Raw genomic sequence first — 15,582 nt, forward strand, 5'->3', positions numbered from 1 at the left:
TCAGGAGTTAGCCACTTGTTATCCGACTCATCGGCGGGGTCTGGAGCCGCCGTAGACCGGGAAGTCGCGGGTCGGACGGGAGCCGTCGGCGCAGTGACCACGGGCAGAACCCGGCAGCGTCAATCGGGTGCCTGCGGCTGAGCTAGTCTCGGGTCATGGCCACCACAGCAGTACTTCGTCCCGTCGCAGAAGCAGATGCCGACAGCCTCGGCCGCGTGCATGCCACCTGCTGGCACGAAACCTACGACCAGTTGCTCAGCGAGGCCGCCCTTGAGCAGCTGCAGCCCGCACGCCTGGCCGCCATGTGGCGCCGGTTCAGCGCCCAGGGACCGAACCACCGCCAGGTTGCGGCCCTCGTCGACGGCGAGATCGTCGGATTCGCCGGTAGCGGGCCGTCCCGCGACGCCGACAAACCGGCCCCGATGGAGCTCTACTTCATCTACCTGCTCGACGCCTACCACGGCACCGGCATCGGCCAGCAGCTCTTCGACGCCGTCGTCGACGAGGGCCCGTCCTACCTGTGGGTCGCCGAAAACAACCCCCGCGCGCACTCGTTCTACAAGCGCAACGGCTACGCCCCCGACGGCCACGAGCAGGATCAGGAAGTGCTCGGCGAACAGCTCCACGAAGTGCGCCTGGTGCGACCGCGCTCGCTCGCGCGTCGTCTGTCACTCGTCACGACCGAGTAGCTCGCAGCGGCGGCCCGCAGGATCGGGCCGCCATCAGGCGGCTTAGCGCAGCTCGCCGACCGAGGCGAGCGCCATGCGCAGCAGCGCCCCGCGCCCGCCCTCCATCTCGGCTGCCACCGCGTCGGAGGCAGCCTCCTTGGGGGTCATCCAGGTCAGTTCGAGGGCGTCCTGGCGCGGGTCGCAGGTGCCGGTGACGGGAACGACGTAGGCCATCGAAACGGCGTGCTGGCGGTCATCCGTGAACGCGGTGATGCCCGGCATCGGGAAGTATTCGGCCACCGTGAACGGCACCGGGCTCATCGGCAGCTGCGGGAAGGCCATCGGGCCGAGATCCTTCTCGAGATGCCGGAAGAGGGCGTCGCGCAGGGTCTCGCCGTAGAGCACGCGGCCGGACACGAGCATCCGGGTCATCTCGCCGGTCGACCGGGCGCGCAGGAGCACGCCGACCTCCACGACCTGGCCGAGGCCGTCGACTCGCACGGGCACCGCCTCGATGTAAAGGATCGGAAGTCGGCGCCGCACTTCGGCCAGCTCGACGTCGCTCAGCCAGCCCGGGTTGGTGTGGGGCGGCCCCGCGCCCTCGGGGCCAGGCGTCCAGTCCGGATCGGGGTCAGGTGTGCGCACGCTCATGAGGCTATTCTGTCTTACCCTGCGCCCGGATACGCCATGGGCACCCCGCTGCGGGTCGGACGGAACGGGCGCGGTCCGGCGCGCGTGCGGCGACGGTCTGCGCATGGTGAGGCAGAGAACTGCGGCGGCGCGCCACGACCGCGCGCTCGGCGCCTTCACCGGCTGGCCCTCGGCGATGCACTCGGGATGCCGACGCAGGACCTGTCCCGGGCTTAGATCGAGGCCGACTACGGCGCCAGTGAGGGGTTTCGGAACCCCGGACCGCACCAGCCGATCGCCGTCGGGATGCCCGCCGGGTCGATCACGGATGACACGGAGCAGGCCAGTCTGCTGGCCCGCTCCTGATCGATTGTCACGGCCAGGGCGACCCCGGCGTCTTCGCGAAGCAGCTTCTCGACTGAGTGAAACGGGCGCGGGCGCGCGGCTCCCTCGATCTGTTCGGACCCTCGACGACGACGCTTGAGCGCCTGCGATCCGGCGTGTCATCCCTCGAGTCCGGGCGCTTCGGCACGACCAACGGCGCGGCCATGCGCATCACCCAGTGGGGATCTCCTTCGGCCTCGCTCCCCTCGCCGGGTTCATCGACCGAGTGGCCCGGGCCGGCGCAGTCACCCACAACACCGGACTGGGGTTCGCCGGCCGTCTCTGGTGGGCGACGGGCCGCCTCGCGGGCCTCACTCCGGCGGCGCGGGGCGAGGCGGCGGACCAGCTGATCGGGACATCCGTCGCCGGTCGAGCAGGTGGCGATGGATGCTCGGGCTGGCCAGGGCAGGCCAGGCGGGGCGAGTGAGGTGAGGCTGACTCAGGAGAAACGGGTGGCTGGCGCGGCCACCCAGCGAAACGACGCGGTAACATGCGGAACTCTGTGGGGGCGCGCCCGCCGCTGCCGGAATCTCCTGAGTTGGCCACGGGGTGCCCGCGGATGCCGCCGCCACGTGGGGAAGTGCCGGCCAGTGCTGCATGACCCCTGAAATTCGGCGGAGCGGTGGCACGGTTCCCGCAAATACGGGCATCTTTCCGGCTTCTCGCAGCGGATCGCCGGAGTTCTGCACGGGGTACGACGGATGCCGACCGATTTTGCCGCGTCCCCGGGAGTGGAAAGATTGACCCGTCGGCGTTTCCCGGTGTCGACCTCGAACAGGAGGACCACCATGGGCCCGAACGACACCAATCCCGGCGGCGACGCCTCCACCGGGAGCGACGACACCACCGAGAGCAGCACCACCGGCGCCGCCGCCGCGTGCGCCGAGCCCATCGACCCGGATGCCGTGCTGTGGAGCGCGTCTGGCGCCGACCGCGCCGGGCGACCGCTTCTGCTGATTCTGCACGGCTACGGTTCGCACGAGGGGGATCTCTTCTCGCTGGCGCCGCACCTGCCGCTGCATCCGGTGATCGCCGCGCTGCGCGCCCCGCTCCCGGCCGGTCCGGGCTGGGCCTGGTTCCCGATCGGGGCCGCCGGCGCCAAGGTCAACCCGGGCTCGCCGAGCGCTGACGCACTGGATGCTGCCGCTGCCGGGGTGCTCGAATGGCTGGACGGCCTTCCCGAGCAGCCCGCGTCCGTCGGACTACTCGGCTTCTCGCAGGGCGGGGCTATGGCGCTGCAGCTGCTGCGTCAGGCACCCGACCGGTTCGCGTTCGCGGTGCAGCTGTCCGGTTTCGTGGGGCGCAGCAAGCACACCGGTGACGAGCGCCTGCGTGAGCGGAGCCTGCCGGTCTTCTGGGGTCGCGGCACGGCCGATCCGGTCATCCCGCAGGATGCCGTCGACCGCACCCGGGCTTGGCTTCCCGAACACTCCACACTTACCGAGCGCATCTACGAGGGCATGGGCCATTCCATTTCGCAAGCCGAACTGGGCGAGATCGTCACGTTCCTGCGCGCGCAGTACGACGCCTAGGAGGCCCGGCACCCCGACCCCCGCTACACCCGACACCCGGCACCCGACACCCGACACCCGACACAGCAGCGTCTCCCGCCCCGAACGAATTCGACGGAGATTTTGGCCCGAGTTGGCCAAAAAGGCCGGAATCGACGTCCTACAGGCAAAATCTCCGTCGAATTGGTGAGACGACGCGGAGGGAGCGACGTGCGCGCGGGACGGCGGCGCTAGCGGCCGCGACCGGCCTTCTCGTTCTGGGCTGCCTGGCGGGCGACGTGGGCGATCTTGCGGGCGCGCTCGGCGTCGCGGTCCTTGACCCGGATCTGCTCCTCGCGCACCTCATACTGGGTGGCACGCTCGGTCACGAGCCAGGCTGGCGGCTGCTGCAGCAGAGCCTGGATCTCGGCGGAGGTGAGCGGCTCCGTCACGGCGCCGCGCACGAGGCCGGAGATCGAGACGCCAAGCTTGGCGGCGACGACCTGCTTGGGATGCGGGCCGTTCGCCCGCAGTTCGACCAGCCAGGCAGGCGGTTTCGCTTCGAGCGCGGCCAGTTCGGTGCGCGACACGGGCGCGCTCTGGAATTCTTCCGGGGCTGCTTCGAGCAGAATCCCGAGCTTCTGGGCCGCCGTGGCGGGCTTCATGGTCTGGGTCTTCTTCTCGCTCATCAGTCAAGCGTATAGCCTGAGAGCACCCGCATAGCCTGAGAGACAGCCGCTCCCCACGGATCTACGTTCGCAGTGCCATCACGAGAAAGGATGCCGGTGACCTTTTCCCTTGCCTTCGTCGCCGGTGTGACCCCCACCAAGTGGACCCGCACCTGGGCCGATCGACGCCCCGACCAGCCACTCGAGGTCTTCCGCACCGACCCGTCCGAACAGGACGCGGTGCTGCGTGACGGCCGCGCCCAGGTCAGCCTGGTGCGCCTGCCCGTCGATGAGACCGATCTCAGCCTGATCGCCCTCTACCGGGAGATCCCGGTGGTCGTCGCGGCCAAAGACCACTTCATCGCCGACGCCGACAGCGTGCTGGTGGCCGACCTGGCCGAAGAACACCTGCTGCAGGACCCCGACGACGTGCCCGAATGGCGCCTCGTGGCCACCGAGGTCAAGGACGGCACCCGACGCCCGCTCCCGGCCATGCGCGACCTCGACGACGCGATGGCGCAGGTCGCGGCTGGGGTCGGAATCCTGATCGTCCCCCATTCGATCGCCCGACTGTACGGCCGAAAGGATGTCGTCTCGCGCCCGGTCGAGGATGTCGCCGAAAGCCAGGTGTCCCTGGCCTGGCTCTCCCGTGAGACCACGGTAGACGTCGAGGAGTTCATCGGCATCGTGCGCGGCCGCACGAAAGACAGCTCGCGGGTCGACTCGCTGCCCGCCGGCACCGAAAAGGTCAAAAAAGAGAAGAAGACCGACAAGGCCAAAGCGGCGGCGAAGGCCGTACGGGTCGCGGCGGCGAAATCCAAGCCGGCCGTGGCGAAGAAGGCGACGAGCGCCCCGGGCCGCACCCGCAACACCCCCAGCCCCCGGGCGGGCAAGCGCCGCGGCGGCCGGTAGCCCTCCGTGCCGCAACTCCTGCACTGGGTGCTGGTACCCCTGATGTGAGCCTGGTCGGCGGCCGTGACGCGCGACTACGACGAAATCCCGCGGCCCCGGGACACTCCTCAGGCGCATTCCCCGGGAACCGACAGTGACCGCGTGCTCCTCTTCGGCAGCGGACCGGCCGTCGGCTGGGGCGTGCTCAGTCACGACGTGGCCCTGCCCGGATCTCTCGCGCGGGCGTTGTCGACTCGCACCAGGCGGGGCACGGATGTCGACGTCATCCCGAACCCGCTGGTCACCATCCGCACATCGCAGGCCGAACTCGACGGGCTGGGACTCTGGCGCTATGACGCGGTCGTCGTGAGCCTCGGCACGACCGACGCCATCACCCTCCTGTCAGCCCTGGTCTGGCAGCGCGAGCTGTCCGCCCTGCTCGACCGGATCCGGCACAAGTCCTCGCTCAGCACCAGGATCTTCGTGCTCGGCGTGCAGCCGATCCGGTCTATCGCGGCCTTCGACTCCGGGCTGGGCTCCGTGGTCGAGAAGCACGCCCGCAGCCTGGACGAGGCCAGCGCGGCGATCTGCGCGGGGCAGGAGCGGAGCTGCTTTGTTCCCATGGCCGCAACCCTCGCCTCAACGCCGGGGCGGGTGCGCACGGCCGCGCAGTACGTGCATTGGGCCAATCTCCTCGCCGACAAGATGGCGCCACCGCTCGATGCCGAGTACCTGGCTGCTGCCCGAGGAACTTCCCGAGGAACGGCCGAGGGCCGCGCGGAAGCGTGGGGTGCCGAGCCGCTCTCGCCTGGCCCCCGCCGGGCGGTCGCCAGGCTGGGCATCCTCGCCGCCGACACCGAGGTGCGCTGCGACCACATCGTCGCCTTGGCCAGAAGCGCCTACGGCACCCGGTCGGCCGCCCTGACGCTCAGCGACGGCGACCGGCTCTGGGACCTGGTGAGCGTGGGCTTCACTCCACGCGTCTACTCGTTGGCCGGGTCGATCACGGCCCTCGCTGTGAGCGGGGCCGGAGCGTTCGTGATTTCTGACATGCTCCTGGACGACCGGTTCACCGCCCGCCCGCCCCGTCTGGGCCAGGAGCAGACCCGCTTCTACGCGGGTTTCCCCATCGAGGCCGACTCCGGCGAGCGGATCGGCGTTCTGTGCGTGTTCGACTCGGAACCCCGGGGCACCGCCGAGGTCGACCCCGTGCTGCTGCGGGAGTTCGCCCTCCTGATCCAGGCCGACCTCGGCCGGCGTCAGGAGTAGGCGCCGCCCGGCCGGCGCGGGTCAGATTGGCGCGACCGGCGCGACCGGCTGTCTCAGCACCGTCTTCAGCTTCGCGGGCGCGGCGCGGCGCGGGACGCCGAGGTAGATCTCATGGTGCCGGCCGTTCACCCTCAGCCCGTAGCTTGCCAGGAACTCCCCGTGCAGACGGTCGAGGGCGGGTGCCTCGGCGGCGTAGGGCCCGACATGCAGCAGCTGCGCCGACAGCCCCTCGTCGAGCCTTTCCACCCGCACCCGGGCGAGCGCGGACAGCTTCTTCTTCGCGAGCGCGCCGGTGATGGCCCCGGCGATGAAGGCATCCGTCACCCAGTCCGGCTGGCTCATCAGCAGCGTCCATTTCCACTCCGCCTTCGCGCCGGCGATGAAGACGGAGGCATCGTCGGCGTACCAGAGGCCTTCGAGCGGTGCGATGACCATCTCGCGGCCGAGCGCACGCTTGGCCGCGAACTTGACCGCGAAGGCGATGGCGTAGAGGGCCTCGACGGCCTCGATGTAGGCCGGCGCCGTGTCCGGGTCGCCGACCCCGTCGAGGGCGACGAACCGCTGGGCCGGAACCACGATCAGCTCCCAGTCCACGTTGGCAGGCCCGTAGAGCGACGGATGAACGCGCTTCACGTCCCAGGGGCCGGCCCCGCCGGGCGCGGTGTTGCGGGGCGCGCGCAACGCTCCGGTGCGCCGGTCGGTGCGGAATGGCACCGGGTCACTCATGGGCACTCTCCAGGGGATTCACTGACTCCTGCTAGCGGGAACTGATGGACGCGAACTTGCGCACGCAAAGCGGAACGAACACGACCAGCATGACCGTGGTGCCGATCAGCACCGTGGCAATCGGGTTCTGCATGGTCCAGATATCGGGCACCGGAGCTGTGCCCTCGTTGCCGAACAGCTCCCGTGCCGCCTGCACCAGCGACGAAACCGGGTTCCACTCGGCGAAGACGCGCAGCGGGGTCGGCAAGGTGTCGCTGGGCACGAAGGCGTTCGAGATGAAGGTCAGCGGGAAGAGGATCAGGAAGGACGCGTTGTTGATGACCTCGGGAGTCTTCACGTTCATGCCGAGCAGCGCCATCACCCAGCTGAAAGAGTAGCTGAACAGCAGCAGCAGTCCCACGCCGGCGAGGAATTCCGGCACCGAAGAGTTCACCCGCCAGCCCACGAGCAGCCCGGTCAGCATCATGATCACCATGGAGATCGTGTTCAAAGCCAGGTCACTATTGGTGCGTCCGATCAGCACGGCGGAGGAGGTCATGGGCAGGCTGCGGAAGCGGTCGATGATCCCTTCCTTGAGGTCCTGCGCCATCGCCGCGCCCGAGAAGGTCGACCCGAACACGACGGTTTGAGCGAAGATCCCCGCCATGAGGAACTGGACGTAGTCGGTGCCTTCCACGGAGATCGACCCGGCGTAAACCTGGCTGAACAGCAGCACGAACATGATCGGCTGGATCACCGCGAACACGAGCATGTCGGGTGAGCGCTTGATCTTGATCAGGTTGCGCTTGGTGACGGTCCAGCCGTCGGAGTACCAGAGCGAAAGCGGGTTCCAGGTGGGAAGGGTGGCAGCGGAGCTCATTTCGACTTCTCCAATTCCACGTCGTCCGCCTGGTCGGCGGCCTTGTCCGCCTTGTGGCCGGTGAGTTTCAGGAACACGTCGTCGAGCGTGGGCCGGCGCATGCCGGCGTCGTGCAGACGGATGTCCGCGTCACCCAGCGCCGCCAGCACCTGCTGCAGCGCCCGCGGCCCGTCGACCACCGCGACCTCGAGGCCGCGGCCGTCGCTGGTGATCGCCGGTTCTCCCGCGCCGTAACGGGCGAGGATATCCCGTGCCGCCACGCCGTCGCCGGCCTCTACCAGGGCCACCTCGAGGCGGTGGCCGCCGATCTGCGCCTTGAGGTGGTCGGACGTGCCCTCTGCAATCACCCGGCCGTCGTCGATGACGACGATGTCGTCCGCGAGCTGGTCGGCCTCCTCGAGGTACTGGGTGGTGAGGAGCACGGTGGTGCCGTCGGCGACCAGGCGCTTGATGACGGCCCAGAGCGCGATCCGGCTGCGCGGGTCCAGCCCTGTGGTGGGCTCGTCGAGGAACAGCACCTTCGGGTTGATCACCAGCGCGCCGGCCAGGTCGATCCGGCGGCGCATCCCGCCGGAGAAGCCCTTGACCGGGCGGTTGCCGGCCGCGGTCAGCTCGAAGAGGTCGATCAGCTCCTGGGCCCGGCGCCGGGACTCGGCGCCGCCCAGGTGGTACAACCGACCGACCATCTCGAGGTTTTCGAACCCGGTCAGGTTCTCGTCGACGGCCGCGTACTGCCCCGAAACGCCGATAATGCGCCGTACGCCCTTGGGGTCGGCGACGACGTCGATGCCGTCGACGAACGCGGTGCCGGAGTCCGGCCGGATCAGGGTGGTCAGCATCTTGACGACGGTCGTCTTACCGGCGCCGTTCGGGCCGAGCAGCGCCTTGACGGACCCGCGCGGCACGGACAGGTCCAGCCCGGCGAGCGCACGCACCGGCCCGGATTTGGAGTGGTACACCTTGGTCAGACCTCTGGCCTCAATGATGGTCATGGGACATCCCTGCCTGGTCGGGGGAAAAACGAGGGAAACGAGCGGGAACGAGCGGAGCCACGAAATCAACATTTTATGGACCTCGACCGGCTCGGACAAGCGCCACACCTGAACGCACGGATGCGCCCGGCCGACCAGGTCAGCGTGGAACTCCATGTCGACCGGTCCGGACGCGACCTCGGCCAGGTGCAGAAGGGTGCCGTGCTCGTCGGTGCTATACCGCACCAGCACTGCGGCGGTGCCCGGCACGACGGCCGTCTGTCCCAGAAAACCGGTCGGTTCGAGCGCAGCCGAACGGCCGGCTAGCCGGCGGCGAGGATGTCGACGACGAAGACGATCGTGTCGGTACCCGAGATGCCTGCGTCGGGCTGGCCCTCGGCGCCGTAGCCGAGTTCCGGCGGAATCGCGATCATCACCTGGGAGCCGACCGTCTGGCCGACGAGACCCTGGGCGAAGCCGGGAACGACGGCGGCCAGGGAGATCGGGGTCGGACCGCTCTTGCCCCAGGTCTGGTCGAACACCTCACCGGTGGACCAGACGACGCCCGAGTAGTGCATGACCACGGTGTCCGCTTCGGCGACTGTGGCACCGTCACCCTTCTTGAGAACCGAGGTCTTCAACTCGGTCGGAGCGTCGGTTGCCGGGATCGTCACGGTCGGAGCACCGTCCTCGGCCAGCTTGACAGTCGGGAAGCCGTCCTCCGGCTTCTGGTCCTCGCCGTTCGCGCGAGGGGGGATTTCACTTTTGACGTCGATGACGAAGATGATGTTGTCTTCGGCCCCGACCTTGAGCTCCTCGTTGCCGGTCTCGCCGAACGCGTCAGCCGGCGGGGCCACGACCGCGACGCGCGATCCGTAGTTCGCGCACGCGACACCCTTCATCAGCGCCGGGAATACACTCGAGTCCTTGGCCAGGGTGATGGGAGCGCCGAGGTCGTCACCGAAGCCGCCGGCGTTCATCTTCTCGCCAGTGTTCGCGTTGTAGACGGAGAACCCCAGTTCGACGATGTCGTCGGTCTTGACGGCGTCACCCTTGCCCTCGGTCACGACGGAGACCTCGGTGGCCTTCGTGGTCAGCGGCGACTCGAACTTCACTTTGGGCTCGGTGCCGGCCTTGCCGGAGACTTTCACGGCCTCCGACGCCGTGCCGGAATCGACGCAGGCGATTCCCGCCGCTCCGGTGTTGTCGGAGGGAGACCCGCTGCACCCGGCGAGGGCGAGCACGGCAACCGTGGCAATGGAGATGAGGGCAGGAAGTTTACGCACGCTGATCTTTCTCTTCGACAGTGATCTGTTCACAATGATCTTTTCGACCACTGATCTGTTCGGCAGGATTCGATGCACACACTGGTTTGCGAGGCATCTGAGTCGATGGGCATCCGTTCGGGCCTTCGCCAGTATGCCCGACCGAGATCAGTGCCGCCTGAATCCCGGCTGGCACACTGTCAGCCGGGCAGGCTCAACACCGGCACGCCGCCGGGTCAGAGACCTTCGGCGATCGCGGCCGTGGCAACGAGCCACGCTTTACGGGTGCGCGGCGCGAGCGCGTCATAGTTCAGCGATCCCCCGGCCACGAGGGCGGAGTCATACGGCACGTCCACGACGGTGCGGGTCAGCTTACTGAAGTGGTCGTGTAGCCGCACGGAGAGCTGACGATCGGCCGTCTTGGCCGGTGACGCCAGGATTGTGACCGCCTGCGCGACTTTGTCGGCGTGGCCCTTCTGACGCAGGCCGTCGAGCAGCGAGGCCGCGCCGTACGCGGTGTCCTCTCGGATGGTGGAGACGACGACGAGTTGGTCGGCCGCGTCGACGGCCGCCTCCCAGTTGGACGCCCGCATATTGTTGCCGGTGTCGATGATCAGCACTCGGTAGAACCGGCTGAGCGCGGCATGCAGTTTGCCGAAGGCCACGTCGTCGATACTGGCTGCCCCGGCAGGGTCGAGGTCGGAGGCAAGCGCGTCGAACCGGGCGTCACCCTGGTTGCGCACGTAGTTGTCGAGGTCGCCGACCCGGGCGGAGCTTGAATAGGCGAAGTTGTCGAGGTCGCGGAGCAGGTCAACTGCGGTGTTGGTATGGGCGGCGGTCTGCGCCCGCACGCCGAGGGTGCCCATGGTCTCGTTGTTGTCCCAGGCGAGGGTGTACCCGCCGCGATGGATGCCGAAGGTCGCGGCGATGAGCAGGGTCGCGGTGGTCTTGTGCGCGCCGCCCTTCGGGTTGAGCACGACGATCGTGCGCGGGCCGACCAGGCTGCGCTGCACGGACGCGACCGCCGCGCGGTGCGACATCTCGCCGGTTCCGGGGGCCGGGGAGACGAGTCCGCCGGTGAGGCGCCGCACCGTGCCCTGCCAGCCCAGAAGGGCCGGCCCCGCCACGAGCGGCGGACGGGAATTCATGAAGTCCGCGAGGTTCGGACCGCCACTGGCGAGCGCCGCGGGGGCGATCGAGGGGTCGTCGGCGGGCACCTCGGCGAACGTGCCGCCCGGCACCGGTGCCGGGCCGACGAGGTTCGTGGCTGCCCGGGGAGCGGAGAAGGGCGAGGCCGCGAGGTCCTGCTCCTGATCGTCCTCATCGTCGCTGTCGGCGTCGAGATCGAGCACGAGGCCATCGAACGCGGTAAGGGGTGGGACATGGGCCCGTGCCGACGGGGCCGGTTCGATCTGCTGGATGACCTCGGCATCGGCATCGCGCATGTCGGCATCGCGCTTGGCTTCCTTCAGCGTTGCCGTGTCAAGCGCAGCCGTGCCGAGCCCAGCGTCATCGAGCCCGGCGGCCTGGAGTTCGGCGGTGTCGAGACCCGATTTCTGCTGTTCCGCGGGCACGACCAGCGCGATCAGTTCGACGTCCTCGGTTTCGGAGACAGCGGCGGAGACGGGAGCAGGCGCGGTCGACACCGGCTCCGATGCCTGTCCCGGTTCCAAGGAGGTCGGGATGAAGGCCCCATCGTCTTCTACGTCCCCGTTCGGGTGAACGATCAACGGCGACTTGCCCTGCTCGTCTTCCGCGGTCAGGCGCACCGCGCGATCGATCGCGCGCGCGGCATCCGTGACCCGGTTGATGATTTCCTCGCGCACGCCGGCCTCGTCGGCGGCGGTGATGCGCGAGCTGACACCGTCGATGACGAGCTCTCCCGTTCCGTCGCTTCGGATCATCGCGCGGATGCGGGGAAGTTCGGAAATGTTCTGCGTCATATTCGGCCTTTTTTCGTCGAGCTCAGCTCATCAAGCGTGAGCACGTCGAATTTCGGTCAAGCGTGCCCCGTTCAGCCTACGGGGTAGCGGCGTCCACCCCTCGTTTGGCCGGGCGACGCACTCAAAGGAGTGCGAGGATCGGGCACTCACCCCCCTTCGCGGGCACGCTGCAGCAGCCTCCGGGCGGGGAGGCTGTTCATCACAGGTTGAGCAGCGTCTCCGGCGGTGAACCAATTCGACGGAGATTCTGCTCTGAAACGACCTTTTCGGAGTTTCTGGCATTGATTCGGGAATAATCTCCGTCGAATTCGTTCGGGGCACGGTGTGACAGGGCGGGCCGGGGTCAGGCGTGCTCGGCTAGGCCGCGTGTGGCTCCGGCACTGCCCAGCGGATGGCGCGCAGGCCGGACCTGGTGGCGTGCGTGTCGTCATGGCCGCTCTGCCGTCGGCATTCCACGAGGTCGTTCGTCGGGGTGATGTACGGGTCGCGGCACGAGCTGGCGTAGCTGGTGTAATCCGTTTCGAGCAACAGCTGATCGTCGGTGAGGTGTTTGTCGGTCATCGATCTGCGTTCCTGGTTCAGGCGCACAGGCCGAGTTTCCCACGACGGTTGCGCGCAGTGCTGCCCGTGTTCTCTGGCACGTTCTGGTGCGGCCGGGCTGAGTGATTGCGTCATAGCGTACGTTGGCAGACGCCGAATGTCTCCACAATGTCGAGTACTGGTCATTTCATCCACCTGACCGAAACCCGCCCGGCCCGCGAGCGGCGACATCCATCGACCACAGGTCGACCGAGTCCTGAGACGAGCAATCGGGTCAGCGGAAGGCGCTGATCCCGGTGAGGTCCCGCCCGATCAGGAGCGACTGCACGCTTTCGGTGCCCTCGTAGGTGTGCAGCGACTCGATGTCGGCGAGGTGCTGGATGACGTGGTTTTCGAGCAGGATGCCGTTGCCACCGAGCATGTCACGGGCCATCGACGCAATCTCCCGCGCCGCCCTGGTGTTGTGATACTTCGCCAGCGACGCCTGGATCGGGCGCAGCGTTCCGGCGCCGTCGAGCTCAGCCAGACGCAAGCAGTGCAGCTGCATCGACGTGAGCCGGGACAGCATCATGGTCAGGCGCTCCTGCACGAGCTGGAAACCGGCGAGCGGCTTACCGAACTGGATGCGCTGGGTCGAGTAGTTCAGAGCCGCCTCGAACACCGCCGTGGCGTGGCCGAGGGCCGACCAGGCCACTCCGAGCCGGGTCGCGAAGAGCACCGTGGAGGCGTCCTTGAACGTGTGGGTACCCGGCAGCACGGCGTCCAGCGCAATCCGCACATCCGTGAGGGTGATCCGAGCCTGGTGGATGGCGCGCAGGGACCCCTTCCCGGTGATCGTCTCTCCGTGATACCCGGGGGTGTCCTGTTCCACCAGGAAGCCGCGCACATTGCCGTCGTCGTCGCGAGCCCAGACCACCGTCACGTCGCCGACCGAGCCGTTGCCGATCCACTTCTTCTCGCCGTTGAGCACCCATTCGTCGCCGTCGCGCTGTGCGGTGGTCTCCAGGCCGACCGAGTCGGAGCCGTGGTCCGGTTCGGTCAGGGCGAAGGCGCCGAGTTTCTCGGCGCGGGCCAGCGGCACCAGCCAGCGTTCCTGCTGCTCCGGGCTGCCGAAGAGGGCGATACTGCGCAGGGCCAGCCCGCCCTGCACGGCGACCACGGTACCCATCGAGCCATCGCCGCGGGAGATCTCCATGTTGACGAGCCCGGCCGCGAGCGGCGACATGGGACTCAGTCCGGGGCCGACGACACCGTCGGTGAGAAGGTCGAGCTCGCCGAGTCTACGGGCCAGGTGCAGCGGGTACTCGGCTTTGTCCCACGCAGTCGTCAACTCGTCCAGCGACTCGGTGGCAAAACTGCGGGCGCGGTCCCAGAAGGCCCGGTCAGTTTGAGGCACGTCGGCGAATACGCCGTAGTAGTCGGTGTCGAGGGGCGTGGATACGTCGTAGTCGGGCACGGTTTCCCTTTCGTGGAGGACAGCGAAGTCGGGCAGGCCTGATCGGCTGATGTCGTCCGGCACCAGGGAATGAATGCCCTCGTGCGCCGGTCAGAAAATACCCAGGTACAAGTTCTATCTGACACTCAGTCTCAGGTCAAGTGATACTGAGTCTCAGCGGGAGCGCGTCTGGGCGCGCAGCCGCTCCTCGATGGCGCGAGCCAGTTCGGTGGGATCCGTGGCGGCCGGGAAGACGGCGACGACCACGTCGCCCGCGGGTCGCACCTCAGGACCTGGCTCCGCGGCATCCAGGTGGAAAAGCCGTCGCACCTCGGTGAGTTCGGCGGCCAGCGAATACGGGTCGACGTTGTCCGTCGCCCGGATCAAGCGCCGCAGCACGAAGTTGTGGGTGGCCGTCACGGCGGCCGCGAAGCGGATGGCAGTCAGGGGCGGCACACCCGGCACGGTGCTGCGCAGGTAGCTGGCGAACATCCGTTCATACCGGATCGCCATAATGGTCTCCCGGTCCCGCAGCACGGGGGTCTCTCGCAGGACCCGGTCCCGGATGCGCACGATCTCCAGTCGCTCGCGGAACCGCTCGAAGACCATGGCGGCGGCCTCACACACGGCCAGCCAGGGATCCGAATGCGTCGCAGCGAAGTGCTCGTCGATGCGGGCGACCAGCTCGTCGTGGTCGGCGAAGATCACGTCGTCCTTGGACCGGAACTGCCGGAAGAAGGTGCTGCGCGAGACCCCGGCCGCCTCGGCGATGTCCACGGTGCTCGTGGCCTCATAGCCGTGCTCCTGGAACAGGCGAACCGCGATGTCGGCAACCTCGACCCGCGAGAGAGGTCTCTGCGGCCCGAGCGGCTCGGCAGGCCGGGAGGATTCGGCAGGCAGGTCTGACATGGTCAGGTGAAATTATCATGGAATGCGCACGAACGGATGCCCTGACAGGCCACCCCCGCTTGCCCGGTGCGGCACGGACGGGCAAGCGGGGGTGGCGCAGGAGTGACCCTGGCCGCTGCAGGAACGAGCGCCGGCACCCAGGCAGAGCAGGCGCCGCGCGGGGCGCCGCGCCCTCACGACCTCCTAGATTTCCGTGGCCTTCCTGCCGGTGTTTCTTGTCGACGCCGCACTCCTGGGTGATGCCCTGCTGAGCTGCCGGGTTACGAGCGCGACGGCCAGGAGCCGGTCCCGCTGGGGGCAGCAGCATTGGCCGGCCTCCCGAGCCGTTCTTGTGCTGCACGCTCCAAGCATTGAGGCGATGGTGTTCGGCTTCAAGGCACGACGCCTCGGCGCATAGCACCCGCAAAAGTGGCTCCGCCACCTCAGCTCTGGTCGCACACGCCGAATCGGAGTAACGTCACCCGCACGGTCAACACAGACGGCAAACTGCCGCGCCGAGAGAGAGCGCTCCATACATGGACTTCAATCCCCAGTGCCAGCAGGCCGCTTGCGCCGGACTCATGCGAACCCGAGCCGTGGCAACCGACACCCTGGCGGATGAAGAGATCTGGTTCCTGTGCGACGAGTGCGGCTCCGAGAAGCACTGGACGAATCTTGCCGACCAGGACGCTCCGCGGCACCACACGAGAGGGTCCTGATCGATCGGTTGCGTAGCTCCCGGAGGGGCCAGAGCTGACCACACCCCGGGGATGCCTGTCGGCACAGGCGGAGCGCCGGGTCAGCTGTCGAACCGATTCGACGGAGATTTTCCTGAAAAACAGCTGTTCAGCAGTGTCTAGGGCCATTTTGGCCCAAATCTCGGCTCTCCTGCTGCTTCTGTGGGTTAAACCCGGCCGGGGAGTGCGGGTTTGTGGCCGCCGAGGCTGAGCATGGC

At 68.1% G+C, this 15,582-nt stretch carries 17 protein-coding genes; 7 read left to right on the forward strand and 10 right to left on the reverse strand.

The window, feature by feature from the left end:
* The first annotated feature begins 155 nt into the window (after nt 1-155).
* Nucleotides 156-689 (forward strand): GNAT family N-acetyltransferase, encoded by a 534-nt coding sequence (locus CXY79_RS10140; protein ID WP_104101003.1) that lies wholly within the window; start codon nt 156-158, stop codon nt 687-689.
* 42 nt (nt 690-731) lie between these two features.
* On the opposite strand, the gene CXY79_RS10145 is transcribed toward CXY79_RS10140, so the two are convergent.
* Nucleotides 732-1,319: an NUDIX hydrolase family protein gene (locus CXY79_RS10145; protein ID WP_104101004.1), complete on the reverse strand. Its 588-nt coding sequence runs from the start codon at nt 1,317-1,319 to the stop codon at nt 732-734.
* A 541-nt stretch (nt 1,320-1,860) separates the two neighbouring features.
* Here CXY79_RS10145 and CXY79_RS10150 point away from each other — a divergent pair.
* A complete protein-coding gene (locus CXY79_RS10150) occupies nt 1,861-2,109 on the forward strand; it encodes a hypothetical protein (RefSeq protein ID WP_104101005.1) in 249 nt (82 codons plus the stop codon).
* Between the two features lie 361 nt (nt 2,110-2,470).
* Nucleotides 2,471-3,214, forward strand: a complete 744-nt coding sequence (locus tag CXY79_RS10155; RefSeq protein ID WP_104101006.1) for an alpha/beta hydrolase — start codon at nt 2,471-2,473, stop codon at nt 3,212-3,214.
* A gap of 209 nt (nt 3,215-3,423) precedes the next feature.
* On the opposite strand, the gene CXY79_RS10160 is transcribed toward CXY79_RS10155, so the two are convergent.
* A complete protein-coding gene (locus CXY79_RS10160) occupies nt 3,424-3,861 on the reverse strand; it encodes a DUF5997 family protein (protein WP_174720118.1) in 438 nt (145 codons plus the stop codon).
* A gap of 96 nt (nt 3,862-3,957) precedes the next feature.
* Here CXY79_RS10160 and CXY79_RS10165 point away from each other — a divergent pair, with 96 nt between their 5' ends.
* Together CXY79_RS10165 and CXY79_RS10170 are read left to right on the forward strand one after the other, a co-directional pair.
* Nucleotides 3,958-4,752 carry a LysR substrate-binding domain-containing protein gene (locus CXY79_RS10165; protein ID WP_198411560.1) on the forward strand — a complete coding sequence of 265 codons (795 nt, stop codon included), beginning with the start codon at nt 3,958-3,960 and terminating at the stop codon, nt 4,750-4,752.
* 63 nt (nt 4,753-4,815) lie between these two features.
* Nucleotides 4,816-6,000, forward strand: coding sequence for a GAF domain-containing protein (locus tag CXY79_RS10170; protein ID WP_104101009.1), 1,185 nt, complete (start codon nt 4,816-4,818; stop codon nt 5,998-6,000).
* A 21-nt stretch (nt 6,001-6,021) separates the two neighbouring features.
* Here the strand turns inward: CXY79_RS10170 and CXY79_RS10175 are convergent, their stop codons facing one another.
* From CXY79_RS10175 to CXY79_RS10185, 3 genes are read right to left on the reverse strand one after another with little or no spacing between them, the layout of a single operon-like run.
* Complete coding sequence (locus CXY79_RS10175; protein WP_104101010.1) at nt 6,022-6,726, reverse strand: GyrI-like domain-containing protein; 705 nt, start codon at nt 6,724-6,726, stop codon at nt 6,022-6,024.
* 31 nt (nt 6,727-6,757) lie between these two features.
* Nucleotides 6,758-7,585, reverse strand: a complete 828-nt coding sequence (locus CXY79_RS10180; RefSeq protein ID WP_104101011.1) for an ABC transporter permease — start codon at nt 7,583-7,585, stop codon at nt 6,758-6,760.
* A complete protein-coding gene (locus tag CXY79_RS10185) occupies nt 7,582-8,577 on the reverse strand; it encodes an ATP-binding cassette domain-containing protein (RefSeq protein ID WP_104101012.1) in 996 nt (331 codons plus the stop codon). Before CXY79_RS10185 ends, CXY79_RS10180 begins: the two co-directional genes overlap by 4 nt.
* A 75-nt stretch (nt 8,578-8,652) precedes the next feature.
* Between CXY79_RS10185 and CXY79_RS10190 the strand changes: the two genes are divergently transcribed.
* Complete coding sequence (locus CXY79_RS10190; protein ID WP_104101013.1) at nt 8,653-8,883, forward strand: hypothetical protein; 231 nt, start codon at nt 8,653-8,655, stop codon at nt 8,881-8,883.
* Here CXY79_RS10190 and CXY79_RS10195 read toward each other — a convergent pair.
* From CXY79_RS10195 to CXY79_RS10215, 5 genes are all read right to left on the reverse strand, one after another.
* Nucleotides 8,880-9,842 (reverse strand): FKBP-type peptidyl-prolyl cis-trans isomerase, encoded by a 963-nt coding sequence (locus CXY79_RS10195; RefSeq protein WP_146068125.1) that lies wholly within the window; start codon nt 9,840-9,842, stop codon nt 8,880-8,882. The two genes, CXY79_RS10190 and CXY79_RS10195, sit on opposite strands and share 4 nt — an antisense overlap.
* A 215-nt stretch (nt 9,843-10,057) precedes the next feature.
* Nucleotides 10,058-11,764 carry a chromosome partitioning protein gene (locus tag CXY79_RS10200; RefSeq protein ID WP_104101015.1) on the reverse strand — a complete coding sequence of 569 codons (1,707 nt, stop codon included), beginning with the start codon at nt 11,762-11,764 and terminating at the stop codon, nt 10,058-10,060.
* A gap of 357 nt (nt 11,765-12,121) precedes the next feature.
* Nucleotides 12,122-12,325: a hypothetical protein gene (locus CXY79_RS10205; protein WP_104101016.1), complete on the reverse strand. Its 204-nt coding sequence runs from the start codon at nt 12,323-12,325 to the stop codon at nt 12,122-12,124.
* A 253-nt stretch (nt 12,326-12,578) separates the two neighbouring features.
* Nucleotides 12,579-13,760, reverse strand: coding sequence for an acyl-CoA dehydrogenase family protein (locus CXY79_RS10210; RefSeq protein WP_158250267.1), 1,182 nt, complete (start codon nt 13,758-13,760; stop codon nt 12,579-12,581).
* Between the two features lie 153 nt (nt 13,761-13,913).
* Nucleotides 13,914-14,648, reverse strand: coding sequence for a TetR/AcrR family transcriptional regulator (locus CXY79_RS10215; protein WP_104101017.1), 735 nt, complete (start codon nt 14,646-14,648; stop codon nt 13,914-13,916).
* A gap of 193 nt (nt 14,649-14,841) precedes the next feature.
* Here CXY79_RS10215 and CXY79_RS10220 point away from each other — a divergent pair, with 193 nt between their 5' ends.
* A complete protein-coding gene (locus CXY79_RS10220; protein WP_104101018.1) occupies nt 14,842-15,045 on the forward strand; it encodes a hypothetical protein in 204 nt (67 codons plus the stop codon).
* Nucleotides 15,046-15,582: the final 537 nt, after the last annotated feature.

Origin of the sequence: Cryobacterium sp. M96 (genome assembly GCF_002929845.1) — a bacterium.
Lineage (GTDB): Bacteria > Actinomycetota > Actinomycetes > Actinomycetales > Microbacteriaceae > Cryobacterium > Cryobacterium sandaracinum.